Consider the following 22,841-nt stretch of genomic DNA (forward strand, 5'->3'; position numbering starts at 1 on the left):
GAAAGCCGGGGCGACACCAACCTCGATAGTGAAGGATTTCAACAATGGCGCAGAGTGCCGAACACGTGCTCGATCATCTCGAGCTGTTCCGCGGTCCAGAATACCAGCAGATGCTGGCTAAGAAGAAGATATTCGAGAATCCTCGCGATCCCGCCGAGGTCGAGCGTATCAAGGAATGGACAAAAACGGCCGAATATCGCGAGAAGAACTTTGCGCGGGAGGCGCTAGCGGTAAATCCGGCCAAGGCATGCCAGCCGCTTGGCGCCGTATTCGCCTCTGTTGGCTTTGAGGGCACGCTGCCCTTCGTCCACGGCTCTCAAGGTTGCGTGGCTTACTACCGCAGCCATCTGTCGCGGCACTTCAAGGAGCCTAGCTCCTGCGTCTCTTCGTCGATGACGGAAGACGCTGCCGTATTTGGCGGCCTGAACAACATGATCGACGGGCTCGCGAACAGCTACAACATGTACAAGCCCAAGATGATTGCGGTCTCGACGACCTGCATGGCCGAGGTGATCGGCGATGACCTCAACGCCTTCATCAAGACGTCGAAAGAAAAAGGCTCGGTTCCGGCAGACTTCGACGTGCCATTCGCCCACACGCCAGCGTTCGTCGGCAGCCACGTTACCGGTTATGACAATGCGCTCAAGGGCATTCTGGAGCATTTTTGGGACGGTAAGGCCGGAACAGCGCCGAAGCTGGAGCGCAAGCAGAACGGGGCGATCAACATCATTGGTGGGTTCGATGGCTATACCGTCGGAAACCTTCGCGAGATCAAGCGCATCTTGGCGTTAATGGACATCCAGCACACGATTCTAGCGGACAATTCTGACGTTTTCGATACTCCGACAGACGGCGAGTTCCGGATGTATGACGGAGGCACGACCCTGAAAGATGCGGCCAACGCGGTTCACGCCAAGGCGACAATCTCCATGCAGCAGTGGTGCACCGAAAAAACGCTGCCATTCGTGGCTGAGCATGGACAGGACGTCGTATCCTTCAACTACCCCGTGGGCTTATCGGCAACGGATGACTTTATCCTGGCGCTGTCACGCATCAGCGGCAAGGAGATTCCCGAGCAACTCGCGCGAGAACGTGGCCGCCTGGTCGACGCGATCGCTGACTCCAGCGCGCATATCCATGGCAAGAAGTTCGCGATCTATGGCGATCCGGATCTTTGCTATGGGTTGGCTGGGTTTCTGCTCGAACTCGGCGCCGAACCGACCCATGTGCTGTCCACCAACGGCAACAAGGCGTGGCACGAAAAAATGCAGGTGCTGCTTGCAAGCTCGCCATTTGGGCAGGGCTGCCAAGCCTATCCGGGCCGAGATCTCTGGCACATGCGCTCACTCCTGTTCACCGAGCCAGTCGATTTTCTGATTGGCAACACCTATGGCAAGTATCTGGAGCGCGATACTGGAACGCCACTGATCCGCATCGGCTTTCCCGTTTTTGATCGGCATCATCATCACCGCTCCCCCCTATGGGGCTATCAGGGCGGCTTGAATGTGCTGGTGAAGATCCTGGACAAGATCTTCGATGAGATGGACAAGAAGACAAACGTTCTTGGCAAAACTGACTACAGTTTCGATATCATTCGTTGATGAGCGACCGTGTGCCATCGCCAAAGCACTTGACGATGACACAAGCACACGAGGGTTGACCACGCAATTAGTTTGCGCTGAGAGGAAAAAGGATGAATTCACTAGCGGCCACGCTCCAGAATATTTTCGACGAGCCGGGCTGCGCCAAGAACGGCAGTAAGTCGGAGGCTGAACGCAAGAACGGCTGCACCAAACAGCTGCAGCCGGGTAGCGCTGCCGGCGGCTGCGCTTTCGATGGCGCCAAGATTGCGTTGCAGCCGTTCACCGACGTCGCTCACTTGGTGCATGGTCCGATCGCGTGCGAAGGAAATTCCTGGGACAATCGCGGCGCGGCGTCGTCCGGCGCGAATCTGTGGCGCACTGCATTCACAACCGATTTGAGCGAAACCGATATTGTATTCGGAGGCGAGAAGCGGCTCTGCAAAGCGATCAAGGAGATCATCGAGAAGTGCGACCCGCCCGCCATCTTCGTCTATCAAACCTGTATTCCGGCGATGATCGGCGACGACATCAACGCAGTCTGTAAGGCAGCATCTCAAAGGTTCGCAAAGCCGGTGATCCCGATCAATTCGCCGGGCTTCGTCGGCTCGAAGAACCTCGGTAACAAGCTCGCCGGCGAGGCCTTGCTCGAGTATGTGATCGGGACGCAAGAACCGGACTATACCACGCCGTATGACATCAACCTGATCGGGGAATACAACCTTTCGGGAGAGCTCTGGCAAGTGAAGCCATTGCTAGACGAGCTTGGAGTACGGATTCTCTCCTGCATCTCCGGGGATGGCAAATATCGCGAAGTCGCGTCATCTCATCGCGCGCGGGCGGCGATGTTGGTGTGCTCAAAGTCGATGATCAACGTCGCACGCAAGATGGAGCAACGCTACGGGATCCCGTTCTTCGAGGGGTCGTTCTACGGTATTCAAGATTCGAGCGAATCGCTGCGTCAGCTTGCCCGCTTATTGGTTGAACGCGGCGCGCCGACAGATCTGCTCGGGCGCACCGAAGCAGTGATCGCGCGCGAGGAAGCGTGGGCGTGGGCTGCGATAGAGCCGTACAAGCCGCGATTCGAAGGTAAGAAGGCCTTGTTGATTACCGGCGGCGTCAAGTCGTGGTCGGTCGTTGCGGCACTCCAGGAAGCAGGGCTTGAATTAGTCGGAACCAGCGTCAAGAAATCAACCAGGAAGGACAAGGAGCGCATCAAGGAGCTCATGGGGCAGGATGCCCACATGATCGAGGACATGACGCCGCGCGAAATGTATAAGATGTTGAAGGACGCAAAAGCGGACATCATGCTATCGGGCGGCAAGTCGCAGTTCGTCGCGCTGAAAGCGGCGATGCCCTGGCTCGATATCAACCAGGAGCGTTGCCACGCCTATATGGGCTATGTCGGAATGGTCAAGCTGGTGGAGGAGATCGATAATTCGCTCTCCAGTCCGATGTGGGAGCAGCTACGTCGACCGGCACCATGGGAAGCATTGGCCAAGGCGATGGTGCAGATACAATCGCCGATGGCCGCGATCGCCCGCGATCCGGCGCTCGCCGAAACCGCGCGCCGCGCGAGGAAGATCTGCGTGTGTAACAGAGTCGATTTGGGCACGATTGAGGATGCAATCTATGCGCACGGCCTGAAGAGCGTCGCAGCGGTCAGAGAGCATACCAATGCGGTCGGTGGCTGCTGCCAAAGACGCATCGAAGATATCTTGGTGTCCGAACCATCTGCCATGCGACAGGCCGCAGAATAGCGAGGCGTCATGGCAATCGTCACGGCGCCGACAAAAGCGTGCGCTGTCAACCCGCTGAAGATGAGTCAGCCGATCGGCGGCGCATTCGCGTTCATGGGGCTGCGCGGGGCGATGCCGCTTCTGCACGGCTCCCAGGGGTGCACATCCTTCGGTCTCACGCTCTTTGTCCGGCATTTCAAAGAGGCAGTACCGCTGCAGACCACCGCGATGAGCGAGGTCGCGACCGTACTCGGCGGCTATGAGAATCTCGAGCACGCTATACTGAACATCTATAACCGAACCAAGCCAAAGATCATCGGAATCTGCTCGACCGGTATCACCGAGACCAACGGCGACGATGTGGATGCCTACCTCAAGCTAATCCGGAGCAATCATCCGCAACTCGCAAAGTTGCCACTGGTGTATGTCTCGACGCCGGATTTCAAGGGCGCGTTCCAGGACGGCTGGGAAAAGGCTGTGGCGCGCATTGTGGAGGTGCTGGTGGAAGGGCCCAACGCCAGCGGCCTGCGGGATCCATCGAAGGTGAATGTTCTGCCGGGATGTCACCTCACGCCCGGCGACCTTGATGAACTCCGTGTCATACTGGAGGATTTCGGGTTGATCCCGTCCTTCCTCCCTGATCTGGCGGGATCGCTCGATGGGCATATCCCCGATGAGTTTACGCCAACGACCATCGGCGGCATCAGCGTCGACGAAATTGCGAGCATGGGCCGCGCCGGGTGGACGATTGCGATCGGCGCGCAGATGCAGCGGGCGGCAGAGGTCATGCAGGGCAAGACCGGCGTGCCTTTTCGTGTCTTCGAGCGGTTGTGTGGCCTGTGTCCGAACGACGAATTCATGACGTTCTTGAGCGAGATCAGCGGTCGCCCCATACCGTTGAAGTATCGGCGCCAGCGCGGTCAGCTCGCCGATGCAATGCTGGACGCGCACTTCCATATTGGCGGTCGCAAAGTTGCGATCGGCGCTGAGCCAGACCTCCTGTTCGATCTATCCGGCATGCTCCACGATATGGGCGCGCAGGTGACGGCGGCCGTGACGACCACTCAGTCGGGGGTGATCGAGCGGATTAAGACCAAGGAGGTACTCATTGGCGATCTCGAGGATCTGGAAGGGCTTGCCAAAACAAAGCATTGCGACCTGCTGATCACGCACTCGCATGGCAGGCAAGCGGCTGCTCGGCTGAAAGTCCCGTTCTATCGTACGGGTTTTCCGATGTTCGACCGACTTGGTGCGGGACACCAACTATCCGTGGGCTATCGTGGTACCCGCAATCTGGTCTTCGATATCGCCAATCTCGTGATCGCGCATCGTGAGGAGAACGATCGGCCTACGCCCGACAAATGGCGAACTGCGGCCGGATCGCCGCGATGCTCGGGATATCGCAGTTCCACCGGCGCAGCTGAGAGGTCGAGTGCATGAAGGTCGCGTTTGCCACTCAGGACCTGAAACGCGTCGATGCCCATTTTGGTTGGGCAAAGAATATCGCGATCTACGATGTCACGCCTAGCGGGCACGTGTTTCTCAAAGCGGTTGAGTTTGAGGGCGATCTAAAGGAAGACGGCAACGACGACAAGTTGGCGCCCAAGATCGACGCAATCAAGGATTGCGCAATCCTTTACGTCGGCGCCATTGGCGGTGCTGGGGCTGCGCGAGTGGTCGCCAACAAGATCCATCCTATCAAGGTGAACAAGCCAGAAAGCATTCTGGTGTTGCTCGAGAAACTCGAGCGCGTACTGAAGGGCACGCCACCTCCCTGGCTACGCAAGGCTATGGCAAAAGACCGACGGCGAACCTTCGAGTTCGACGAATGAGGTGATATGACCGCTAAAATAGAGCAGCAGGGAAACGCCGCCGACGCGCCGTTCCTCGTGGAGTTGATCAAGGTTTGGCGTGCTCAGGACACCAACGGAGCCTTGGAGGCGAGGAGCGATCTCGATCTGCTCGAACTCTATATTCTGGACAAGGAGAAACGGCGCGCATTGCCGATTATCGGTGATCCTGATCCCGATCCACTGTGGCGGCTTAAGCTTTTCTTCGATGCGGTCGCGCTCTCGATCGAGAGGGAGACCGGCGCGATGACCCAGCCGATTCTGGATCTGCATCATGAAGGATTCGCCCGCATGGTGCTCATCTCAGGCCGTCTGATCGCCGTGAACAAGCAGCTGCGCGATGTGTATCGCTTCGGATTTGATAGTTTGGTGAAGCTCGCGCAGCAGGGCGACAAATGTGTCAGCGACGGAATCGGCCTGATTTGGAAATTTCCGGAGGTGGCGAACTATTGGGGATATTCATGAGCGATCGTGAAACACTGAAGGCCGAACTAAGGAAAGTGTCCGCCAAGGCGATACAGGCCAAGCTGGATCTGCACGACCTTTCGGAAGAATTGCCCATCAACTGGACCTCGATCATGGTGGTCGCGCAGAAGACGTACGATGCTTATGCCGAACTTGAGCGCGAGAGTCTCGCCTTGAAGGCGCTAGAGAATACTTAAAAGGGGCAATGCATGTCGTTCCAAACACGAGACGGACGCGACTGGACGCCACAATACTTGATCACGATCGATGCAAAGAAATGCATCGGCTGTGGCCGCTGTTTCAAGGTGTGCGGTCGAGATGTCATGACTTTGAAAGGAATCGGTGAGGGAGGCGAACTTGTCGACCTCGACGACGAGGACGATGAGATCGAAAAGAAAATTATGGTTCTGAATGATCAAGGCGCCTGCATCGGCTGCGGTGCATGCGCCAGGGTTTGCCCGGCCAACTGCCAGACGCACACTTCGGCGGTACCTGAAGCAGCGTGAGCGAACACACTCGTCCTGTTGTGGCAGGCGAGATATACGTGAGGCAAGGCGCAATTGTGATCAGGTGAACTCAGGTGAGGACGGCATGCCAGAAGGATGTCGACCAAGCATCGAATAGCAAGATCGAGCGGCGAAAGCGTAAGCATTACCGGGCGATGGTTGGGGCCTCGGGCTATGTCATGCCGGCATAATATCCGTTGCTCACGAACCACTCGTCCCCAAGGTTCGCGTATTCGTAGGAGGCGAGCTGCGCCTCGCGCCGCACTAAGTGGATTGAAGCCTGTCATGATTGAGGCCGAGGAGTCTACTTTGAAAGGCAGTTAGCCACTACATCTGGCGATTTGATCCGAGCGGATCCTGTGCATGTCTGCTTGCGGATCAGGAGAAGCTTATGTTCCCGCCGCGCCGCCGATCGTGGACAATGGTGTCTGCCTAGATGGTCGATTCTACAGGGACGGGATGCGCCGGGAACACCTTAGTTGGTCTTTTGCACACGCCCAGCGGGGACGACATTTCGCTGCCCAGTACAGGCCGTTGCAATAGAGCACATGGGCATCGAGCGCACATCGCAAAATCAGGACGCGGAACAATTGGCACGCAGGTCTCTAATTCTCGTTGCGGGTTCATGGGTCGATGTACGTGGTCGGGCGGGGTAACCCATCTGCTAATAGGAACGTGCAAGTCATTATCATAAGCATCGGTTTCTTCGACGGATCGTAGCCGCCGATATTACGTGCGATTCCACCCACAGATCGCGGCTAGTCGCAGCTACGCGCAGACTGCGCGGGGTAGCCACGTGTAAACGCTGAGTGCTTTGGTCAGGTTGTGGTCAGCTAGGAATTCTATCCTCGCAGGCAGAGCCGCGCGTGGGCGAGCTCGATTGCGTGCAACTTTTCTCATAGGAGAGCGGTCTGATGTATGGCAGAATCGTTGGCTCATCCAGCCAGTTCACAACCGGTAATGACGATTCGTCAGAAGCGGGAGATAGTCCCCGATTTGCGGAAACAGTTGCAGGGATGGAACCAAGTGGGTCGTCATCCGAACCAGCGGCGTCATACTCTCTCGTTTCCGAACCGCCCATTAGAGAGATCCCCGACCGCGAAACCTTCAGGAGAGGAGTCGAGAGGTTCTTGCGCAGCGATATCATGCAGATCGCCGAGAACCCACAGGAATACTCAGATTTCGTCTCCGAGAAGGCTGAGCGCGCAGCAACCGTTGCTGGAAGTTACGCCTACACCTACGACGATCCAAATAAGCCAGCACGATTTTACAGCTACCGGTTGGGCGACGAAATTGTCGGGCTATTAAGAGCAGGAGGCCCGGTTCGGATCAAAGGAGACCAATTTCAACAACAGTTTGGGCGGAACGATATCACGTCCGTGGTAGATCTTAGGGTAACTCATCCGCTTGTCGAGAACGCTGGCGACATCTTGCTAGAACATCTACTGCGAGAGGACGGCGACCATCCGCTGATCATGTCGAGGCCGGCCTTACCAGGCATGGAACCCCGCCTTGCGGACATGGGTTTTGTTCACGTGGGCCGTAACCACTGGGTGCTTGATCCTCACCAAAATCCCGAAGTGTGGACGAAGAACGAGAATGACAAGTGGCAGCGTGTAGACAAGCCTACGAAGTATCTTTCCAAAGCTGGGGGCAGTGATGTCGGTCCTCAGAGAAGCTACGACTCGGATTCCTCGGACGACGGCGCTTCAATTTACCTGGAGCGCGCTCTTAGGCGAATGCCCCTCGAGTAAATTGGCTGCATAGCAGCACCGGGCCTGAAATGATGGGCTTTCGACCGTTCTATAGCGGACGCAATGGTCTTACTTCAAGGGGGCGACGCTCGCAGCGTCGCCCCGGCGGCCGAAACGACCGTCTAGCCCCTCTCCGAGGCTCTTACGATGCTCGCGGGGGATAGGCGATCCGAGGGGCCCTAACGGGGTTGCCACGGCCGTGGCCATCAACGAGCAGCAACGACCAGCCACCGCATGTAGCTATCCGGCAAATCGTGCAGAATGCTTGAAGCCGAAAGCTGTAGCTGGGCGGGCTTCATGGAAGGGCAGCACGGCCCAATCGTCGAACGAACTGGCCTAATTGTGCGTTGGTAATGGGGTGAGCTGCAATAAGCTTGCGCATTGGATTACCACAGACACGATCCGCTCAGGCACTTGCACACTTCTTGCACGTTGATTGCACAACGCAATGAAAAGCGCCTTGCAATAAGCGAGCATGAATGCAGCCAAATCCCATCTATGCAATTTGCGGCTTTAACGACATTCCGAGCCGCCAAGCCATGGGATTCCATCTTATGGTCGTTGAAGATGACGGCAATCACCGGCCGTGGTCCATCATTGTGGTGCGCTGGGGCAAAAAAGTGCTTGGCTATGTCAATAAATGCCCGCACAACAGCGTCAAATTGGATTGGGAGCAGAACCAATTCCTGGATCCTTGCGGCATCCGGCTGATGTGCGGCAAGCACGGTTCGACCTTCGAACTCGGCACCGGGCGGTGCGTCGAAGGTCCATGTCAGGGTAGAGCGCTCACGCCGATCGCGTTGGCAGTTCTGGATGGTGATATCTGTGTCCTCGGCGTGCGTCTTGTCGAAGACGATGCATCGCCAAACAACTGAAGACCGCCTCAGACCGGGCGGTTCTCGTTGCGGTTTTTCACCGGCTCCATCCTCTTTAGCCCGCCGTCGTAAGAGATCTCCTCATAGGACAGATCGAGATCCTTTGCGGCATCGAGGAGGTAATCAAGCTTGCCGCCCGGATCGAGCTTCTTGATGTCGTCCTTGTTGAGCCCGACCAGCTCCATCATCTCCTTCCAAACGGTCGATTCATCGCAGGGCAAGACGTGAAAGTTGATATCACCGAACTTGATTCGATATTTCGCCAGCAAATCGATGTTGTTGCAAAACATGAAGTAGCTGCCGGTTGGGCTTAAGGCGCCGTCAAGGACGGTCGCGACGTCAGCAAGATACGCGAAGGAGTGTAGGTAGCCGGCCAGCACCGGAATAGTGCGTTCTCCGTCCTGCGCGATCGTCAGAACCTGCTCGATCGAATAGTCCGGCGGTCGCTTCTCGTCGGCGACCTGAGTCTGGAACTTCAGTGCGACGTCGCCACGAAAGCCGAACCGGCCCGGCTTGGTAGTCGCGCCTTTGAGTACGGCGTTGAGCAGGCGGCCCTCCTTCTCAAATCTGCCGAGTGCGGTGTTCTCGATTGCAGTCATTAAATTCGTCCTCGATCTAAGCTCTTCACCGACGCCTTGGCCGGTGCCAGATGCGATGCAAATTGCTTGCCGTTGCATGCGTAGCTGCCCGCGCGTAGCTTAGAAAGAAAACGCGTCAGGGGGCCGCGCCTAGTCGTGTCAGGAACCCAACACCGGTTCCAAAGTCAACAGGCGCGGTCCGAAAAAGTGCGCATCATCAAGCGCCTGCGCGCTGGCACGTGACTTGCCCTTAACAGCTAGATCCAAGCTGATGAGGGAAAGCCGTGATCAACCTGACGGACAGCGCAGTGAATGCAATCAAGAGCGCGATTTCATCGTCGGCGCACCCGACCGGCGGTCTGCGCGTCATGATCGAAGCAGGCGGCTGCAATGGATTTAAATACAAGATGGGCCTGGCCGAGGAACCGAAGCCTGACGACACCGTGATCGAATGCGACGGGTTGAAGGTGTTCGTCGATAACAAGAGCCGTGAGCATCTGGTCGGCACGACCATCGATTTCGTGATGGCACTGGAGAGTTCTGGCTTTACCTTTCACAACCCGAACGCCACCGCGAACTGCTCCTGCGGAAAATCGTTCAGCTGATGAAAAAAATCGTTCAGCTGATGAAGAGGACATATCGAAGCATGCCGGCCGAACAACTGAGGCAATCGTCGTCCACTGCGACAGACCTAAAGCGTCGCATTCGCGGGGCTCTCGAAGAGATACGCCCCAATCTGCCACGCGATGATGGCGACTGTCAGCTGATAGGCATCGATGGCAGCAGCAGGATCATGGTCACGCTGACCGGTGCCTGCACGGTTTGTAGACTTCGCGGGTGACGCTGGAAGGCATTCAGGCGCGGCTGGTTGATCAATTCGGCGAATTGAATCTGGTCCCCGTTGCTGCTGCAGGCGAGGCAATGGATGAGCGAGGAATAGAATGCCGATCTACCTCGATAACAATGCAACGACCCGGACCGATCCATCCGTTGTACAAGCCATGTTGCCGTTCTTCACCGAGCAATTCGGCAATGCCTCGTCGACGCATGCCTTTGGCGACGAGGTCGCGGTCGCTGTGAGGCAGGCCCGGCATAGCTTGCGGGGCCTGTTAGGGAACGCATACGATCAAGAAATCGTTTTCACTTCGGGAGGGACCGAGGCGAATAATGCCGCGATCCTCTCTGCGCTTGCGACGCAGGAAGACCGAGACGAGATTGTCACCACCTCGGTAGAGCACTCCGCCGTTCTTGCGTTAACCAAGCAATTGGCGGCAAGAGGAGTCAAGACGCACATCGTACCCGTAGATTCCCGCGGCCGGCTCGATATCGAGGCGTTTCGCTGCGCGCTCGGGCCACGCACAGCGATCGCCTCGGTTATGTGGGCCAACAACGAGACCGGAACGATATTCCCTGTAGAGTTTCTGGCCGGGTTGACCCGTGAGGCGGGCGCGCTGTTTCACACCGATGCAGTCCAGTCCATCGGTAAGGTGCGCGTAAACCTAAAGGACAGTGCGATCGACATGCTGTCGCTATCCGCGCACAAACTGCACGGCCCCAAGGGAATCGGCGCGCTATATTTGCGCAAAGGGACAAAATTCCGGCCGCTGATCTGTGGCGGATCACAGGAACGAGGACGCCGCGGCGGGACTGAGAATATTCCCGGCATCGTCGGCCTGGGAAAGGCTGCCGAGCTCGCGGCGGAGCGGCTCGAACCGGAGCGCGTTCGCATTGGCGCGTTGCGCGACCGCCTAGAGCAGGGAATTTTGCACAATGGCGAGTGCGTTGCGCTCGGCGATATCAGCAATCGGTTAGCGAACACGGCCACTATTGCCTTCGATCATCTCGAAGGCGAAGCCATCGCCCACCATCTCAATCGGGCCGGTATTGCCGTGTCGCTCGGATCAGCCTGCAACTCCGGCTCAATGCAGCCTTCGCATGTTCTGCGTGCCATGCAGGTGCCGGCGTGGCGGATGCGCGGCGCGGTGCGCTTTTCTCTGTCACGTGAAACCTCGTTCGCGGAGGTCGATGAGGTCGTGTGCGCAGTGTCCGACATCGTGGCTCGCCTGCGCGCCACCTCCTGCGTCACAGCCAAGGAGTTGACCACGTGAAAATCATGATCCGCCGGTCTCCGGACGCGGGCCTGTCGATATACGTGCCAAAAAAGGATCTCGAAGAGCCAATCGTGGAATCCGAGCACGAGACGCTATGGGGCGGCTGGATCAAAGTAGCTAATGGCTGGGTGCTCGATTTGCCCGAGATGGCGAGCGACACACGGCTACCGATCACAATCAACGCTAAAAAACGGGGCGAGAACGGGGACGATCCCTGAAGGCGCCCCCGAAGATCGACTTTGTCGATGCGGCCGATGCAAAAGCCACGCTCGTGGACGAGGGCCGCGAGCATTGTTCCCCATCTCGGTCCTGGCCTCGCCGAATTGTGCAGATCCGATATGTCGACCACGCCAGAGGCGTTGCCCGGCTTCTTCGAGCGAGGTTCCGCTGCCGCGGCCGGCTAGGGGCAATGCGTTGGCGTCGGCGCGACAAGTCGAGATCAGCAAAGATCGGTCCGCCGTGACGGCATTGATGGCGCGGGCTTTCGCTCGGCCAGTTCAGCCGACGCGGTCGCGCCATCATCTTGCGTCCCTGTCGCTGCGAGTCATAGTCGACATCTGGTATGATGCCGCCATGCGCCCGGCGCTGGATAAGCGCGATGGATGGGTCGAAGTGCAGGGTATCACCCGCGTCGGCATTGGCGAAAATCGCTGGTATCGCCTTTACGATTCGCTTGGCCGAGAGGTCGGCAGTGCCGTGGCCGTCAGCTGGGCGACGGGGGTGCTGTACAAGTCGCATGGCAGCGTGCAGCCGGCCAACACCTTCCTTATCTCCGACGCGGACTACGTCAGGCGTTGACCGAAATCGACATTCAGACGCCAGTTCCGGACATCCATCAAGGAAAGGCGAACAGACCTTTCTCTTGATCGGCTGTCGCTTCAACGAACAGCTGTTGCGTAGCTATGCGGCGGTAGATCATCAAGCGCTCGGCCAGCACCCACTATGCCATCGTTGATGGGGACGCGCTCTCTCGCAACGAGCTCCGCTTTCTACTCGAGCAACGCCTGACACCGCTTGCGATTGGGTTCCCTTGCACGGTTGAGATACTGCTCACCCATTAGTGGCCTTATGAAGCCCGGATCCCCCAGCTCGTATCGTGGGAGCCGCAACGCGAGAAAACCCGTTCAGATGGAGCCGGTTCCGGCGAGCTTAGCGCGAGCATGCGCAAGCCGTGGAGCTCTGCGTGAGAATGACGACGTATCTGTCGCATCGTCAACAAGCGCATCATTGCTCTTCTTTCGTGCGCCAGCGACGATGGTTTCCGCTAACTCCTTGGCGTATGGCTGCAATTTCATCGTCTGCGCCATGGCATGCAAGTTGCTATCCAGCTTCTTGAGGCTCGCTCACGGATCGTCCTGGGGGGGCGATGATGCCAGCAGGGAAAAATGAAAATGAACGCGGAAAGTATGTCAAAGCTGCAGTGGATAGCGGCAAGATGATGCAGCCCGCCCCCGAGCATAAGCGCTGCCGCGCTTCGGCCAAGACCGGACAGGCGAGCTGCGGCTCGCACGCAGGCCAAGGCGATCTGCCGACCGAAATCTGGGAAAAGGTCAAGAACCATCCCTGCTACAGCGAAGAAGCGCATCATCATTACGCCCGTATGCATGTCGCGGTCGCGCCTGCCTGCAACCTCCAGTGCAATTACTGCAACCGAAAATACGACTGCGCCAATGAATCGCGTCCGGGTGTGGTGAGCGAGAAGCTCACGCCTGAGCAGGCGGTCAGAAAAGTGCTCGCGGTCGCGACCAGCATTCCGCAGATGACGGTGCTTGGCATCGCTGGACCGGGCGATGCTCTGGCCAATCCAGCAAAGACGTTCAAGACGTTCGAGCTGGTCGCCAAGGCCGCTCCCGAAATCAAACTGTGTCTGTCAACGAACGGACTCGCACTGCCGGACTATGTTGATACCATCGTCAAGTCCAAGGTTGACCACGTCACCATCACCATCAACATGGTTGATCCCGAAATCGGAGCCAAGATTTATCCGTGGATCTTCTTCAACCACAAGCGATACACGGGTATTGACGCGGCAAGAATACTCACCGATCGCCAACTGCAAGGTCTCGAGATGCTTAGCGAACGAGGTATCCTGTGCAAGGTCAACTCGGTGATGATCCCAAACATCAACGACGACCACCTGATCGAGGTCAACAAGGCGGTGAAGTCGCGCGGTGCCTTCCTTCACAATATCATGCCGCTGATCTCCGCGCCCGAACACGGCACAGTATTTGGCCTCAACGGTCAGCGCGGACCGACGGCGCAAGAATTGAAGGCGCTGCAAGATGCTTGTGAAGGAGAGATAAAAATTATGCGCCATTGTCGCCAGTGCCGGGCCGATGCGGTCGGTCTGCTCGGGCAGGACCGCAGCGCAGAGTTCACCACCGATCAGGTCATGAAAATGGACGTCGAATATGACCTAGAGATGCGCAAGGCATATCAGGGCAGGGTAGAGCATGAGCGTGCCGCCAGAGTCGCGGTCGCCCAAAAGGAGCTTGCGGAATTTGCCGGGGAGATGAGCGCGATCACTCTTCTAGTGGCCGTCGCAACCAAGGGCTCGGGGGTGATCAACGAGCACTTTGGGCATGCAAAGGAATTCCAGGTCTACGAACTTTCTACATCCGGCGCCAAATTCGTCGGCCACCGCCGCGTGGACGTTTACTGCCAGGGCGGTTATGGCGAGGAGGACAGGCTTTCCGCCATCATGCGTGGCATCCATGACTGCCATGCGGTCTTCGTCTCCAAGATAGGCGGCTGCCCGAAAAGCAATCTGATCAAGGCAGGGATCGAGCCGGTCGATCAATATGCCCATGAGTTCATTGAGAAGTCGGCGATCGCCTGGTTCAGATCCTATCTGGATAAGGTGAAACGCGGGGAGATCCAGCACGCGCAGCGCGGCGACGCCGCGATCCCGCAAGGATCTCTGATCTCCGCAGGCTAAGGGGGATATATGCCATTCAAGATCATCGCCTCGCAGTGTACGAGCTGTTCAGCCTGCGAACCCTTATGCCCGAACGTTGCTATCTCGGAGAAGGGGGGCAGCTTTGTCATTGAAGCGGCGAAATGCACTGAATGTGTTGGCTATTTCGACGAGCCGCAATGTGTCGCCGCCTGTCCGGTCGACAATACCTGTGTGGTTGACACGTCCTTTCCTCGCTACCAGGCGCCAGTCTAAAGTGTGAACCCCATGAACGGCACGCCAAGAGCGGGTGCTGAAAACGTCGCAAGCTTCGTGCTGCGCGTTGGCGGCGGCGCGGACGCCGACGTTCGGTCCTCCATCACGGACGACGACTGCGCTGGCTTGCCCTGCGATCGTGCTGTTGCTGGTCGGCAGCACGGCCCTGGCGGGCATTTCATTCTGCGCGGCGGTCCAAGGCGTTTCGCGATTCCGAGAGCGGCCTTCCTACCCAGCGCTGCTGTCGTCGATGAGACTGACCACGCCGCGCGAGTATGAAGTGATGCAGGATCTCGCCTGCCGTGGGCGAGGCAGCTTCCTACATCTCTAGAGGGAGCGATGCATGAGGAGCGGTACATGAACAGCATTGTTCGCGACAGCGACGTCGTCGAGCTCAGCGACCCGCCCGTCTTCAGCTTTGGCCAAAAGCTGCGAGCCAATCGCACCATCCGCAATGATGGCACCTATCGCGGCAAGGAGATTGGCGACGTCTTAGTCAAGAAGGGGGAGGTCGGTTATGTCGTCTCGATCGGCACGTTCCTGCAGCAATTCTACATCTACGGCGTTGAGTTTTTGGAAAGCGGCTACCGCGTTGGCATGAAGCGCAAGGAGCTAGAGCCGGTGGACACGTGCGAGGAGATCGATGATCTGCCATTCCCGGAGGAGTCATGACTCAGCCCGGCGTTCCGAAATATCAGCGGGGCCAGCGGGTCAAAACCGCAGTCGACCTCATCAACGACCACTCATATCCCGACATGGAGCCCGAGGGAGTCTTGCTCGCGGCCGGAGCGACCGGCGAGATCATCAACGTCGCGATCCATACCGAAGCGAACGTGCCGATCTATATTGTCGATTTTGGTGAGCAGATGCTCATCGGCTGTCTTGAAGAAGAAATCACAGTGCTTTGAATGGAGGCTTCGCGATGAATGCCGCGCTGATGAGAACGGTAAAGGCCGGGCTGGTGCCTCACCCCAACGAACTCGATCGCAAACGGATCGAGCGCGGCTTGAGCTCGCGCAAGCGTTATCTCTACGTCTCGCCGAACGTGACGCCGGTGAGGGGCGGCTACCTCGTCGAGAGCCCCTGTTGCTCGCGCAACATCGACAAGGATGGCGCTCTCATCGATGTCGCACTGATTCATTATGATGCCGTGAGCGGGATCTGGAAGCTGTTTCGCAAGAACCACGCGCGAGGAACCTGGGAATTTTACAGCCTTTACCATCGGTTGACTTCTGCAATCGACGAATTGAATGCGGATCCGGAGCGTCTGTTCTGGCAATGACGCCGCGCCTTTGACGAGTCATAGAGGAGCCACGATGGCGCTCACCGCGGAGGAATTGATCGAAATCGAGCGGCTGCTTGCAGCCGATCGCGCCGAGATGGGTCCGTTTGTCGAGCTGCGGCACCGCTTTCCACAGCTTGCTTGGGTGCGCTGTGATGCGTCGGATGTGGCGGATCAGCCGTTCCGGCAGTTTCCGCGTTTCGACCTTCATCTGATCGATGGATCAGATCACTGCGTGCAGATTACGGCCGATCCGACGCGGGCGACCGGCATCGTATTGGCCAAAAGGAATGTGCGGCGGTGAGCACTGAACTAGCAGAGTATCGGCTTGATGGTGCGCACACTGTGGAGGAGAATACATCATTCATTCCACTGTTCGATTCCGATATCACCTTCTCTGAGCTCTCTGCCGTGGAGACGCTGCTGTGTTCGCCGCAAATTTCCAACGGGCGGATCACTGAGGCGTTTGAGCACGCTTTCGCCGCCTATCTTGGTCGCAAATATGCTGATGCGGTCTCGAGTGGTACCATCGGGCTCCTGCTTGCGCTGAAGGCGCTCGGCATCGGCCCGGGGCAGGAGGTTTTCGCCTCGCCCTATCCTTTCGCGAAACCGCGCATGCCACCAGTCTCGCGGGCGCACGAGTGGTATTTGCAGATGTCGATTATTGGTCGGGAGCATTAGTCCCAGCGAAGGCCAAAGAGCGCATCACGGCCAACACGCGGGCGATTGTCGCCGGCAATCCTAACGGTCATCCCGCGCCGTGGTCGGAACTGCGTGCGGTCGCGCAGCGCCATCAGCTGCTGCTTTTGGAGGATTACACCGAGGCGATTGGATCGAGCTACAAGGACGGATTGAGCATACGTCGCTTGTGGCAGCGTTGCCTGGTGCGGATCGTGATCCACACAAATGCGGGAGCACGCCGTGCGGTTGGAGGCACGCACTCGTGTTAAGTCCGCGCGAGAAATGCTCCAAGCGGGTGAAGAATACCTGCTCGATAGTACAAAAGGCGCGGCGTCTAAGGCGCGGCTTGAGCCCCCACGCGCCAAGGTGCCCGAGTCGAGATCGTCGGTGTACGGTCGGGATCCTTAGAGTTGCCAAAACAGGTGATCGGTATGAGCTCGCAAGAAGTCATCATCCACGTCCGCTTCGGTCCGGACGGGAGGGTGATCCAGATCAGTGAGCGTCCGGCGAAGCTCACGCCGATCCAATGGTTTGATGTCCTGAACGCCCGTGCCAGCTCGGCTTATCGGCCGCTCGCTCGTGGCCGCGGGATTTTTCGGCTGAGCCGGACTGCGATCGAAGCCTTCAAGCAGGAAACTGCGAGGCCGGGATGAGCGAACCGATAATCGGCGACCTGATGAGCGATAAGACCGAGGTTTTTGCCGTCTGCCCGGCCGATGCCCTCGAGCGGAGTGGGGCCATGGGCTTCAGCCTGTCGCGGATCGATGATAGGGGCGAGAGCCGCCCGTTTCCAATTATTGTGGTGCGCACCTTCGGCAACGACTATTTTGGTTACGTCAATCGTTGTCCGCATGAGAGCGTCTGGCTTAACATCGGCACCGGTGCGTTTTTCTCGTCAGACCGTTCCTTTCTCAGATGCGGCCGGCACGGCGCAAGATTCGAGATCGACACTGGGATGTGCATCGACGGCCCCTGCGATGGACAATCGCTTGAGCCGGTACCGCTCGCCGTGATCGAAGGTGACGTCTGCCTGTGCGGCGTCAGGCTGCTGGAGGACGATCGGTCTGCCGACCCGTTCGCGGACAGCGACGAAACCATGGATATCACGATCCATCCGGACTAACGGGCCTATCGCTTTGTTATGCTCAAGCTGCTTGAGGCGCCTTGCCGTCGGATGAAGCCGTCGTACTCGTGAGCGTTGGCAGATGCGTGTCACGGCTGTTGATTTGTGAGACAAAACGGGCACCTTGCGCGGATTGCGGCCCTGCCACTCCGCGACCTCCGTCGCACCAAGAAGCTGCCCTTGCACTAGCTCGCCAAATCGAGCGGGCAGGCAGGACATGCTTCCTACTGCAGGCGATATGTTGGAGAGGGAAATGCCCCCGGCGGCTGGAAGTTCGCCGAGGGCATCGTCTGGGCTGGGAGAATGTGGGGCCCAGACTGACAGGACCGTTTGGGGAGGAGGAATGACGATCCTGTGTCAAAACTCTTTGGCCGGCGGACGCAGCTGGCGTTATTGCCTGCGCTGCAACTGCCATGCCACTCCGTTCGTGCGAGGCCCTTAGCGGATGTCAGCTAGGACCCGTTAGGAGCAAATGCATGTGAGCAGGTGCTCGTTGTTCGTCGCAAATTTGCCGCTGCAAGCGCGTCTTGACGTGTATCGTGGGAAGCCTGCGGGCCGCTGCGTTGCCGGTTTAACGTTCCTGCCAATCGGGATTGCGGCCGGCTTGGTCTGCAGCCTCAAAGGTGGCTCAGCAATCATCGCTGTCTCGTTGGGCTCTTGCGACAGGCGCTATCTGTTGAGCAAACGATAGATCGGCAGCGACGGAACACAGCAGCAGGCCGAGGCGGGAGGTCAAATGCTATGCGAGTTTTGTCGTGTCCGAAACAGAAGCGAACGACGTTGTCGCAACCTGCGCAATAATTGTGAGTCGCGCCGCGAAAAGGAAGGGATCGTTGGACAAACGAACGTTACGCATCTGGTGTGCAACTTGCTTTGGAGAAGTTGAATGATGAGCAAGTGATGCGGGAGTAAAAAGGTCGCGATGATGGCAGAAGAGGTTGGAATTGATCAAAGAGGCTGATCCGGACGCGAAGGTGTCTATCGCTGATCTTCAGCGATGACAACCACTATGGCACCCGCTCATTTCGCCAGCATTGGCAAGCGCGAGTGGGAATCAGTAGCATCAAAGTCTTCGATGCAGCGTTTAATCGTAAGAGATTGTGGGAGCGACGTGCTCGCACCTTGTCATCTTTTCAGATGAAGCCCATTGATCACAGGACAGGCGCATGAACTCAGAAGCCGAATTCGAACTTCCTCAACTTTATAGGCATCATGTCTTTGCCTGCAACATGCAGCGTCCGCCAACTCATCCGCACGGCAGCTGTGGCGCCTTTGGCGCGCAAGCCCTGTGGGATCGAATGAGCAAGGCGGTCGAAGCGCAAGGCCTCAACGATATTGGCTTCACGATGGCAGGCTGCCTTGGCTTTTGTAACGCTGGTCCCTTGATGGTAGTCTATCCCGATGGAGTGTGGTATCGCGCGACCACGCCTGAGGACGTTGACGAAATCGTAAACTCCCACCTCAAGCAGGGCAAACGTGTCGACCGCCTTGTGATGGTGCTAAAGCGAAGCTAGAGGCTTCGCCCAGCGGCCACGTGCCCGGGCTAGCAAGCATGGACGGCTTGTCAGTCCATGAGCTGGCCGCCCGGAGCTAGGATCGTCTGAGGTTGAGCGGAGGCCTCACGCTCTGGGTCTGCGAACAGCAGGTCATTGACCTCGGCGCGGGTGTTGCCTTTTTTCTCCGGGCCGATCGGCAAATGGCGCCTTTTGCAACGCGAACAAGAATATGAACACATGCTGGGTCGATCTGTTTGTGTACCGTCACTCCATGCCGCGCGATCCGTAGCTTACAGCGAGAGCAATGCTGCGAATGGCTCCCCGCTTCTCGTGAGATGACGCGTCCTTGACGCGTCATCTCGCTCCCTGCTTGCACAGCGGTGAGGTTAGGGGACGCGCTCGATGAGCTCGTACGTCCGGAATGATCAAACGGATTCCCCATTCTGCTCCTGTTCTAGCGTCAGAACCTGTAAGTGACGCCGCCGCTGACGAGCCATGGATCGATATTGGCGCGCCCGGTGACGGCAATCGCATTGTTTACGGTCGCGGAGTACTCCGGCCGCAGCCACAGCTTCTTCACGTCAAAGTTGAGGCCCCAGTGACGATCAAGCATGTAATCGAAGCCGAATTGGACCGCCGCGCCGAATTGGTTGCTGATGTGCAAATCCGTCACCGCAAGACCGGCGGGCGACGTATTGGCTGCCGATTGGTTGAAGAATGCGGTGTAGTTGATGCCCGCACCGATATAGGGTTTGAGCGCGCCGAATTCGGTGAAGTGATATTGCAGGGTCAGTGTTGGCGGCAACAGCCAGGCTTTGCCGATATCGAGGCCAGTGAGCGCGCCATTGCCGCTGATGTGATGGCTGGTCACGCCGAGAATGAGTTCGGCGGCAACGTTTTTTGTGAAGAAATAGGTGATGTCGAGCTCGGGTACGGCTTGATCGCTGATCGAAAGGCCAGAACTTGGTGAGGACAGCGAGGGGGCCCCGGCGATGCTGACCGAGCTGCCTGCGGTATCCGGCAAAACGCCAAGCACGCGCAGGCGGATCATCCATGGATTGAAGGGTTCGATCGGAGGCGCTTTATAGTAGACCGGCGTCCGACCCAGATCCGCAGCCTGTACCGAGATGCTGGCCAACGAGGTCGCGAGCGCGAGGAGCGATGCCCTCGTCAGAACTGTCCTTGTTCTCATCGAATTCTCCATTCCAAAATCGGCGCGAAGAGCCGCGCGAGATCTCTGTGACACTGGGGAATGGCGGAGGATTTGATACCGATCAAATGGGAGCGGCCATAGCGCAATTATGCCGCTAAGTTGCATAAGGATCACGGCCGCGAAGCGTTGTGATCTGTTCTGATCGTTATTCAATTGAATAGAGCAGAATGTCTTCAAGAAACCGCTTCTCGCCTTGGTGCTGTGATCCAATCCGTGCCGCGGAGGTCATGCGCGATAAAGGCGGCAACTGCGGCGGCCTCTCACACACTACACAGGCGAGAAGCGCGGCATTCTAGCGCAATAGAGGCGATGCCCCTTACGGAGCAGTCACTCGTGCGAGCGTCTCAGGGAAGGTCCCGTCGCTTACTACCGGTGAAGGAAGCCGGAAGTGGGAAACGGCATCTCTGCCTCGCTTGATAGCGGTGGGTACCCTCCGCCCGTTTCTCACGTCTGCGGACAACGCGTACGGTTTGCTTCGTGCAAGCATCCGCCGAGATCATCTTGCGTGTTGCCGCCAAGCAGGGACAGCACGGGCTCATGATCGAGTCCGGCACATCGTGCCCCGTCTACGTCGATCAGCGGTCGTCGTATCAGGAGCGGATCGACTATCATCAATGCGAGCGCGCTTGCCGGGTCGATAGTATCGGATTGACTTCGCCTGACTTGATACGGGGGGCAGCTCGGTTGAACCAGGCTTTGACCGGCACATTGCCGAAGAAGCCGCGCAATTTCTCCGCATCCCATGAATCTTTCAAGATGTCTCGGGCGATCACGTCGGACTTCAGCTTGAATCTGACGCGCGTTAGTGGCGCAGCCGGGCTTCTGATAAAAGATGATTGTCGCCACGACATACCTATGTAGGCGCGCTGAGCTGAACGATTGGCATGGCGCGGCTGCTTTCGGGAGCCCATTCGAATTTCTTGCCGATCATCTCCAATGTCAGCGCATCAAGCGCCGTACCGTATTTGCAACACTCGCGGCTGGTCCGCCAGGTTTCGAGCCCGACCGGCATATTCACTGTCCTAGGATCGCCCGGCTTGCGAGAAGAGGACAAAGTGCCGTTCCACACCAGAAGGCATCGGAACAGGTCTCGCCAAATCGGCTTTTCGCGTAGATTGTTGTGGTCGTTGTTAGTTTTCTGACAGTCGCGCAGATCCTGTCAGATCCAAAATAGCCAAGGCCTCACTCACCGGCTGGTGTTTTTTAGAAACGTAATCAGAAGCTTAAGGAGCGCGGTCAAGCGTTGGCACGGCGGTTGCTAATAAGCGACAGCAACACTGAGTGAGGGCTGAGTGCACGCCGACGCGTAACACGAGCGATGCGCTCCTTCCCTCGAACCCGTGTGCCCCCGTTTCTGAGAGAGAAACAAGCTCGCGCGCAAGAAGCGCGCAACTTTTGGCAAATCGGTTGATGGAGAGCAACATGTCTTCACTGAGACAAATCGCGTTCTACGGGAAGGGCGGCATCGGCAAGTCGACCACTTCGCAGAACACGCTGGCGGCGCTGGCCGAGATGGGTCAGAAAATTCTGATTGTAGGGTGCGATCCGAAAGCGGACTCGACCCGCTTGATTCTGCACGCCAAGGCGCAAGACACGATTTTGAGCCTTGCAGCGAGCGCCGGCAGCGTTGAGGACCTCGAGCTCGAGGACGTAATGAAGGTCGGCTACAAGGACATTCGCTGCGTGGAGTCCGGTGGTCCTGAGCCGGGTGTCGGCTGCGCCGGCCGCGGCGTCATCACCTCGATCAATTTCCTGGAGGAGAACGGAGCCTACGAGAACATTGACTATGTCTCATACGACGTGCTCGGCGACGTCGTTTGCGGTGGTTTTGCGATGCCAATCCGCGAGAACAAGGCGCAGGAAATCTATATCGTGATGTCCGGTGAGATGATGGCGATGTATGCTGCGAACAACATTTCCAAGGGCATCCTGAAATACGCGAACTCTGGCGGCGTGCGGCTGGGCGGTCTGATCTGCAACGAGCGGCAGACCGACAAGGAGCTGGAACTGGCGGAAGCGTTGGCCAAGAAGCTAGGCACTCAGCTGATCTACTTCGTGCCACGCGACAACGTGGTGCAGCATGCCGAGTTACGCCGCATGACGGTGCTTGAATATGCACCCGATTCCAAGCAGGCCGATCACTATCGCAATCTTGCGACCAAGGTTCATAACAATGGCGGCAAAGGCATCATCCCGACCCCAATCTCCATGGACGAGCTCGAGGACATGCTGATGGAGCATGGCATCATGAAGCCCGTGGATGAATCCATCATCGGCAAGACCGCCGCCGAACTCGCGGCCTCGTAAAGGTCGCGAGTCGCGGCCTTGTAAAGGCGCGCGACGGATGCCGGTCTCCCTCACCGCCCATCCCGGGAGGCCGGCATTCTGACGATCGACCCTGATCAAAACCAGGATG

Annotated in this window: 27 protein-coding genes and 1 pseudogene; 25 read left to right on the top strand and 3 right to left on the bottom strand. The window is 57.8% G+C overall.

Features of this window, described 5'->3' with window-relative positions; genetic code table 11:
• Positions 1-44: 44 nt before the first annotated feature.
• The 9 genes from nifK to I6F33_RS25490 all read left to right on the top strand — a co-directional run bounded on the left by nifK (position 45) and on the right by I6F33_RS25490 (position 8,769).
• The gene (gene nifK / locus I6F33_RS25450; protein WP_225129590.1) at positions 45-1,601 is read left to right on the top strand and encodes a nitrogenase molybdenum-iron protein subunit beta; all 1,557 of its coding nucleotides are present in this window, start codon (positions 45-47) and stop codon (positions 1,599-1,601) included.
• A gap of 92 nt (positions 1,602-1,693) precedes the next feature.
• Positions 1,694-3,340 (top strand): nitrogenase iron-molybdenum cofactor biosynthesis protein NifE, encoded by a 1,647-nt coding sequence (gene nifE, locus I6F33_RS25455; RefSeq protein ID WP_225129588.1) that lies wholly within the window; start codon positions 1,694-1,696, stop codon positions 3,338-3,340.
• A 9-nt stretch (positions 3,341-3,349) separates the two neighbouring features.
• Positions 3,350-4,759, top strand: a complete 1,410-nt coding sequence (gene nifN, locus I6F33_RS25460; RefSeq protein WP_225129586.1) for a nitrogenase iron-molybdenum cofactor biosynthesis protein NifN — start codon at positions 3,350-3,352, stop codon at positions 4,757-4,759.
• Positions 4,756-5,151 carry a nitrogen fixation protein NifX gene (gene nifX, locus I6F33_RS25465; RefSeq protein ID WP_225129584.1) on the top strand — a complete coding sequence of 132 codons (396 nt, stop codon included), beginning with the start codon at positions 4,756-4,758 and terminating at the stop codon, positions 5,149-5,151. Before nifN ends, nifX begins: the two co-directional genes overlap by 4 nt.
• A 6-nt stretch (positions 5,152-5,157) precedes the next feature.
• On the top strand, positions 5,158-5,634 hold the full coding sequence (locus I6F33_RS25470) for a NifX-associated nitrogen fixation protein (protein WP_225144489.1): 477 nt from the start codon (positions 5,158-5,160) through the stop codon (positions 5,632-5,634).
• Positions 5,631-5,831 carry a CCE_0567 family metalloprotein gene (locus I6F33_RS25475; RefSeq protein WP_225144490.1) on the top strand — a complete coding sequence of 67 codons (201 nt, stop codon included), beginning with the start codon at positions 5,631-5,633 and terminating at the stop codon, positions 5,829-5,831. The genes I6F33_RS25470 and I6F33_RS25475 overlap by 4 nt, the downstream gene beginning before the upstream one ends.
• A gap of 12 nt (positions 5,832-5,843) precedes the next feature.
• Positions 5,844-6,140, top strand: coding sequence for a ferredoxin III, nif-specific (fdxB, locus tag I6F33_RS25480; RefSeq protein WP_225140382.1), 297 nt, complete (start codon positions 5,844-5,846; stop codon positions 6,138-6,140).
• A gap of 914 nt (positions 6,141-7,054) precedes the next feature.
• Complete coding sequence (locus I6F33_RS25485; protein WP_225144491.1) at positions 7,055-7,894, top strand: host specificity protein; 840 nt, start codon at positions 7,055-7,057, stop codon at positions 7,892-7,894.
• A gap of 479 nt (positions 7,895-8,373) precedes the next feature.
• The gene (locus I6F33_RS25490) at positions 8,374-8,769 is read left to right on the top strand and encodes a Rieske 2Fe-2S domain-containing protein (RefSeq protein ID WP_225129574.1); all 396 of its coding nucleotides are present in this window, start codon (positions 8,374-8,376) and stop codon (positions 8,767-8,769) included.
• Between the two features lie 8 nt (positions 8,770-8,777).
• Here the strand turns inward: I6F33_RS25490 and I6F33_RS25495 are convergent, their stop codons facing one another.
• Entirely contained in the window at positions 8,778-9,368 is a 591-nt protein-coding gene (locus tag I6F33_RS25495) for a hypothetical protein (RefSeq protein WP_225129648.1), read from the bottom strand.
• A gap of 263 nt (positions 9,369-9,631) precedes the next feature.
• Here I6F33_RS25495 and I6F33_RS25500 point away from each other — a divergent pair, with 263 nt between their 5' ends.
• From I6F33_RS25500 to I6F33_RS25570, 15 genes and pseudogenes are all read left to right on the top strand, one after another.
• Positions 9,632-9,952, top strand: coding sequence for an iron-sulfur cluster assembly accessory protein (locus tag I6F33_RS25500; RefSeq protein WP_225129572.1), 321 nt, complete (start codon positions 9,632-9,634; stop codon positions 9,950-9,952).
• A gap of 41 nt (positions 9,953-9,993) precedes the next feature.
• Positions 9,994-10,188, top strand: coding sequence for a NifU family protein (locus I6F33_RS25505; protein WP_225129570.1), 195 nt, complete (start codon positions 9,994-9,996; stop codon positions 10,186-10,188).
• Positions 10,189-10,288: 100 nt separating this feature from the next.
• The gene (nifS, locus tag I6F33_RS25510) at positions 10,289-11,455 is read left to right on the top strand and encodes a cysteine desulfurase NifS (protein WP_225129568.1); all 1,167 of its coding nucleotides are present in this window, start codon (positions 10,289-10,291) and stop codon (positions 11,453-11,455) included.
• Positions 11,452-11,676, top strand: coding sequence for a putative nitrogen fixation protein NifT (nifT, locus tag I6F33_RS25515; protein ID WP_027571421.1), 225 nt, complete (start codon positions 11,452-11,454; stop codon positions 11,674-11,676). The genes nifS and nifT overlap by 4 nt, the downstream gene beginning before the upstream one ends.
• Before the next feature lie 241 nt (positions 11,677-11,917).
• Positions 11,918-12,256: a hypothetical protein gene (locus I6F33_RS25520; RefSeq protein WP_225144492.1), complete on the top strand. Its 339-nt coding sequence runs from the start codon at positions 11,918-11,920 to the stop codon at positions 12,254-12,256.
• Positions 12,257-12,896: 640 nt separating this feature from the next.
• The gene (gene nifB, locus I6F33_RS25525; RefSeq protein ID WP_225144561.1) at positions 12,897-14,396 is read left to right on the top strand and encodes a nitrogenase cofactor biosynthesis protein NifB; all 1,500 of its coding nucleotides are present in this window, start codon (positions 12,897-12,899) and stop codon (positions 14,394-14,396) included.
• A gap of 9 nt (positions 14,397-14,405) precedes the next feature.
• A complete protein-coding gene (locus I6F33_RS25530; RefSeq protein WP_225129566.1) occupies positions 14,406-14,630 on the top strand; it encodes a 4Fe-4S binding protein in 225 nt (74 codons plus the stop codon).
• Between the two features lie 357 nt (positions 14,631-14,987).
• A complete protein-coding gene (locus I6F33_RS25535) occupies positions 14,988-15,302 on the top strand; it encodes a nitrogen fixation protein NifZ (RefSeq protein ID WP_225129565.1) in 315 nt (104 codons plus the stop codon).
• Complete coding sequence (locus tag I6F33_RS25540) at positions 15,299-15,538, top strand: nitrogen fixation protein NifZ (RefSeq protein WP_225129563.1); 240 nt, start codon at positions 15,299-15,301, stop codon at positions 15,536-15,538. The genes I6F33_RS25535 and I6F33_RS25540 overlap by 4 nt, the downstream gene beginning before the upstream one ends.
• Positions 15,539-15,552: 14 nt before the next feature.
• Positions 15,553-15,912 (top strand): DUF3024 domain-containing protein, encoded by a 360-nt coding sequence (locus I6F33_RS25545; protein ID WP_225129561.1) that lies wholly within the window; start codon positions 15,553-15,555, stop codon positions 15,910-15,912.
• A 34-nt stretch (positions 15,913-15,946) separates the two neighbouring features.
• Entirely contained in the window at positions 15,947-16,216 is a 270-nt protein-coding gene (locus tag I6F33_RS25550; protein WP_225129559.1) for a DUF6129 family protein, read from the top strand.
• 41 nt (positions 16,217-16,257) lie between these two features.
• Positions 16,258-16,757, top strand: a pseudogene (locus I6F33_RS25555) (aminotransferase class I/II-fold pyridoxal phosphate-dependent enzyme); the annotation flags it as partial.
• A 267-nt stretch (positions 16,758-17,024) separates the two neighbouring features.
• The gene (locus I6F33_RS25560; protein ID WP_225129557.1) at positions 17,025-17,246 is read left to right on the top strand and encodes a hypothetical protein; all 222 of its coding nucleotides are present in this window, start codon (positions 17,025-17,027) and stop codon (positions 17,244-17,246) included.
• Entirely contained in the window at positions 17,243-17,716 is a 474-nt protein-coding gene (locus tag I6F33_RS25565; protein WP_225129556.1) for a Rieske 2Fe-2S domain-containing protein, read from the top strand. The genes I6F33_RS25560 and I6F33_RS25565 overlap by 4 nt, the downstream gene beginning before the upstream one ends.
• 1,166 nt (positions 17,717-18,882) lie before the next feature.
• On the top strand, positions 18,883-19,230 hold the full coding sequence (locus tag I6F33_RS25570) for a ferredoxin (protein WP_225129554.1): 348 nt from the start codon (positions 18,883-18,885) through the stop codon (positions 19,228-19,230).
• Between the two features lie 442 nt (positions 19,231-19,672).
• Here I6F33_RS25570 and I6F33_RS25575 read toward each other — a convergent pair whose 3' ends face one another.
• Entirely contained in the window at positions 19,673-20,404 is a 732-nt protein-coding gene (locus tag I6F33_RS25575; protein ID WP_225144493.1) for an OmpW family protein, read from the bottom strand.
• Between the two features lie 874 nt (positions 20,405-21,278).
• Positions 21,279-21,437, bottom strand: coding sequence for a hypothetical protein (locus tag I6F33_RS25585; RefSeq protein WP_225129550.1), 159 nt, complete (start codon positions 21,435-21,437; stop codon positions 21,279-21,281).
• Positions 21,438-21,847: 410 nt separating this feature from the next.
• Here I6F33_RS25585 and nifH point away from each other — a divergent pair, with 410 nt between their 5' ends.
• Complete coding sequence (nifH, locus tag I6F33_RS25590) at positions 21,848-22,732, top strand: nitrogenase iron protein (RefSeq protein WP_027571409.1); 885 nt, start codon at positions 21,848-21,850, stop codon at positions 22,730-22,732.
• Positions 22,733-22,841 lie beyond the last annotated feature (109 nt).

This window comes from Bradyrhizobium sp. BRP20, assembly GCF_020194215.1.
Classification (GTDB): Bacteria; Pseudomonadota; Alphaproteobacteria; order Rhizobiales; family Xanthobacteraceae; genus Bradyrhizobium; species Bradyrhizobium yuanmingense.

Coding starts and splice junctions, on each gene's coding strand:
- I6F33_RS25535 (WP_225129565.1), top strand. CDS start 14,988: ATGAACAGCATTGTTCGCGACAGCGACGTCGTCGAGCTCAGCGACCCG.
- I6F33_RS25485 (WP_225144491.1), top strand. CDS start 7,055: ATGTATGGCAGAATCGTTGGCTCATCCAGCCAGTTCACAACCGGTAAT.
- nifK (WP_225129590.1), top strand. CDS start 45: ATGGCGCAGAGTGCCGAACACGTGCTCGATCATCTCGAGCTGTTCCGC.
- I6F33_RS25585 (WP_225129550.1), bottom strand. CDS start 21,437: ATGCCGGTCGGGCTCGAAACCTGGCGGACCAGCCGCGAGTGTTGCAAA.
- I6F33_RS25505 (WP_225129570.1), top strand. CDS start 9,994: ATGCCGGCCGAACAACTGAGGCAATCGTCGTCCACTGCGACAGACCTA.
- I6F33_RS25560 (WP_225129557.1), top strand. CDS start 17,025: ATGAGCTCGCAAGAAGTCATCATCCACGTCCGCTTCGGTCCGGACGGG.
- nifS (WP_225129568.1), top strand. CDS start 10,289: ATGCCGATCTACCTCGATAACAATGCAACGACCCGGACCGATCCATCC.
- I6F33_RS25475 (WP_225144490.1), top strand. CDS start 5,631: ATGAGCGATCGTGAAACACTGAAGGCCGAACTAAGGAAAGTGTCCGCC.
- nifX (WP_225129584.1), top strand. CDS start 4,756: ATGAAGGTCGCGTTTGCCACTCAGGACCTGAAACGCGTCGATGCCCAT.
- I6F33_RS25530 (WP_225129566.1), top strand. CDS start 14,406: ATGCCATTCAAGATCATCGCCTCGCAGTGTACGAGCTGTTCAGCCTGC.
- nifH (WP_027571409.1), top strand. CDS start 21,848: ATGTCTTCACTGAGACAAATCGCGTTCTACGGGAAGGGCGGCATCGGC.
- I6F33_RS25550 (WP_225129559.1), top strand. CDS start 15,947: ATGGCGCTCACCGCGGAGGAATTGATCGAAATCGAGCGGCTGCTTGCA.
- nifN (WP_225129586.1), top strand. CDS start 3,350: ATGGCAATCGTCACGGCGCCGACAAAAGCGTGCGCTGTCAACCCGCTG.
- I6F33_RS25470 (WP_225144489.1), top strand. CDS start 5,158: ATGACCGCTAAAATAGAGCAGCAGGGAAACGCCGCCGACGCGCCGTTC.
- I6F33_RS25495 (WP_225129648.1), bottom strand. CDS start 9,368: ATGACTGCAATCGAGAACACCGCACTCGGCAGATTTGAGAAGGAGGGC.
- I6F33_RS25565 (WP_225129556.1), top strand. CDS start 17,243: ATGAGCGAACCGATAATCGGCGACCTGATGAGCGATAAGACCGAGGTT.
- nifE (WP_225129588.1), top strand. CDS start 1,694: ATGAATTCACTAGCGGCCACGCTCCAGAATATTTTCGACGAGCCGGGC.
- fdxB (WP_225140382.1), top strand. CDS start 5,844: ATGTCGTTCCAAACACGAGACGGACGCGACTGGACGCCACAATACTTG.
- I6F33_RS25575 (WP_225144493.1), bottom strand. CDS start 20,404: ATGAGAACAAGGACAGTTCTGACGAGGGCATCGCTCCTCGCGCTCGCG.
- I6F33_RS25540 (WP_225129563.1), top strand. CDS start 15,299: ATGACTCAGCCCGGCGTTCCGAAATATCAGCGGGGCCAGCGGGTCAAA.
- I6F33_RS25490 (WP_225129574.1), top strand. CDS start 8,374: ATGCAGCCAAATCCCATCTATGCAATTTGCGGCTTTAACGACATTCCG.
- I6F33_RS25570 (WP_225129554.1), top strand. CDS start 18,883: ATGAACTCAGAAGCCGAATTCGAACTTCCTCAACTTTATAGGCATCAT.
- nifB (WP_225144561.1), top strand. CDS start 12,897: ATGCAGCCCGCCCCCGAGCATAAGCGCTGCCGCGCTTCGGCCAAGACC.
- I6F33_RS25545 (WP_225129561.1), top strand. CDS start 15,553: ATGAATGCCGCGCTGATGAGAACGGTAAAGGCCGGGCTGGTGCCTCAC.